3 protein-coding genes are annotated in these 2,292 nt (G+C 68.0%); all 3 read left to right on the forward strand.

Going from position 1 to position 2,292, the window contains the following annotated elements:
- The first annotated feature begins 279 nt into the window (after positions 1-279).
- The gene (locus FJM51_RS23225) at positions 280-1,014 is read left to right on the forward strand and encodes a PIG-L deacetylase family protein (protein WP_140456463.1); all 735 of its coding nucleotides are present in this window, start codon (positions 280-282) and stop codon (positions 1,012-1,014) included.
- Between the two features lie 34 nt (positions 1,015-1,048).
- Positions 1,049-1,984: an MBL fold metallo-hydrolase gene (locus FJM51_RS23230; protein ID WP_140456464.1), complete on the forward strand. Its 936-nt coding sequence runs from the start codon at positions 1,049-1,051 to the stop codon at positions 1,982-1,984.
- A 79-nt stretch (positions 1,985-2,063) separates the two neighbouring features.
- A partial coding sequence (locus FJM51_RS23235) for a VOC family protein (protein ID WP_497707175.1) occupies positions 2,064-2,292 on the forward strand: 229 nt, incomplete at its 3' end.

Raw genomic sequence — 2,292 nt, forward strand, 5'->3', positions numbered from 1 at the left:
GAAGGCCCGCGCCGGGCCGGGCCGCGCGGCGCCCCAGCCGGTCACGAAGGCCTCCGCCGCCTCGCCGAAGCCGATCAGGGCGATCCCGCCCGCCGCCATGGCCGCTTCCGTCATGCCCGCCTCTCTCGCGCCACCCGTGCTTCCCGCTCCTTCATGCCGCGCCCGCGCCCGCTTCGCCAAGCCACCATAGCCCGAACTTATGATGGCCGACGCGTTTCCAATTTGGCAACCGGGGGCGGTCGGGCGCATCTCGGGGCCAACGAGACCGAGGAGGACCCGATGACCGAGAACAAGACCGCGCTGGTGATCAGCGCCCACGCCGCCGACTTCGTCTGGCGCTGCGGCGGGGCGATCGCGCTCCACGCCGCGAAGGGCTACGCGGTCACCGTCGTCTGCCTCTCCTTCGGCGAGCGCGGCGAGAGCGCGAAGCTCTGGAAGGAACCGGGCATGACGCTCGACCGCGTGAAGGACGCCCGCCGCGCCGAATCCGAGAAGGCCGCGCAGGCGCTCGGCGTGCACGACCTGATCGAGCTCGACCTCGGCGACTATCCCCTCCACCTCGAGCGGGAAGACAAGTTCCGCCTCGTCGAGGTGATCCGGAAGGTCCAGCCGAGCTTCATGCTCAGCCACAGCCGGTTCGACCCCTACAACACCGACCACATGTACGCGACGCAGGTCGCGCTCGAATGCCGGATGATCGCGCAGGCCTGGGGCCACGAGCCCGGCCAGAAGGTGCTCGGCGCGCCGCAGCTCTACCTCTTCGAGCCGCACCAGACCGAGCAGATGGGCTGGAAGCCCGACACCTTCCTCGACATCACCCCGGTCTGGGACCGCAAGCGCGCCGCGATCGAATGCATGGCGGGCCAGGAGCATCTCTGGGACTACTACACCCGCGTCGCCGAGAACCGCGCCAACCACTTCATGCGCAATTCCGGCGGCCAGTCCGGCGGGCGCAAGGCGAAATACGCCGAGGGCTTCCAGTCGATCTTCCCGCGCACCGTCGACGAACTCTGAGGAGCCCAGAAGCGAGAAAAAAGGGAGGTAAGAAATGCTGCGAATGATAACGACCCTGGCCGCCGCCGGACTGGCCGCGACGCTGACGGCGGCCGCGCCGGCGATGGCGCAGGATGACGCACAAGCGCAGGACGAAACGAAGGTCATCATCCTCGGCACCGGCACGCCGGTTCCCGACGCGGAACGCTCGGGGCCGAGCATGGCGGTGATCTCCGGCGGCGAGGCCTATGTCTTCGACGCCGGCGGCGGGATGGTGCAGCGGGCGATCGAGGCCTGGCAGAAGAAGGGGATCGAGGAACTCTACCCCACCAACATCAAGTACCTGTTCCTCTCGCATCTGCACAGCGACCACACGCTCGACTACCCCGAACTCGCCGCGACCTACTGGTGGCGGCGCTCCGACAGGCTCCAGGCCTACGGGCCGAAGGGGCTGCTCGGCATGACCTTCGGCTATTACGCGATGCAGGCGACCGACATCGGCCTCAGAACCAGCGGCAACCAGCCGATGAAGGATCCGACCCTCTATCAGGTCGACGCGCACGAGATCGCCGAGGACGGGATCATCTTCGACAGGAACGGCGTGACGGTCGAGGCCTTCTCGGTCAACCACGGCGACATCAAGCCGTCCTATGGCTACAAGATCACCACCCCGGACAAGACGATCGTCTTCTCCGGCGACACGACCTACAGCGAGACGCTGGCGGAGAAGGCCAAAGGTGTCGACGTGCTCGTGCACGAGGTGATCAGCGAGGCGGGCTGGAAGGCGCTCACGCCCGACTGGCAGGCCTATCACCACTCGGCGCATACGCTGACGAGCGAACTCGCCCAGGTCGCCAACACGGCGCGACCGAAGGTGCTCGTGCTGACCCACATCCTGCATTACGACGCGCCGATCGAGACCGCCAGGACCGAGGTCGAGGCGCTCTACGACGGCCCGGTGGTGCTGGCCAACGACCTCGACGAATTCTGACGCGGCGCCGCGGGCCCCCGTGGGCCCGCGGCCTTCCCGAGGGCGCGCGAAGCCGCCGCCCCGCCCACGGAGGCCCCCCATGACCGAGCCCTGCCACGACCTCGCCCATCTCGCCCATGTCGAGATGCTGACCGACCGCTTCGACGAGAGCCTCGACTTCTTCACCCGCGTCTACGGGCTGAAGCTCTCCGCCATCGAAGGCGACAGCGCGTACTTGCGCGCCTGGGACGACTACGAGTTCCACAGCCTGAAGCTCACGAAATCCGACACCACCGGCGTCGGCCATGTCGCCTACCGCGCCGCCTCGC

The organism is Amaricoccus solimangrovi (assembly GCF_006385685.1).
In the GTDB taxonomy this organism is placed as follows: domain Bacteria; phylum Pseudomonadota; class Alphaproteobacteria; order Rhodobacterales; family Rhodobacteraceae; genus Amaricoccus; species Amaricoccus solimangrovi.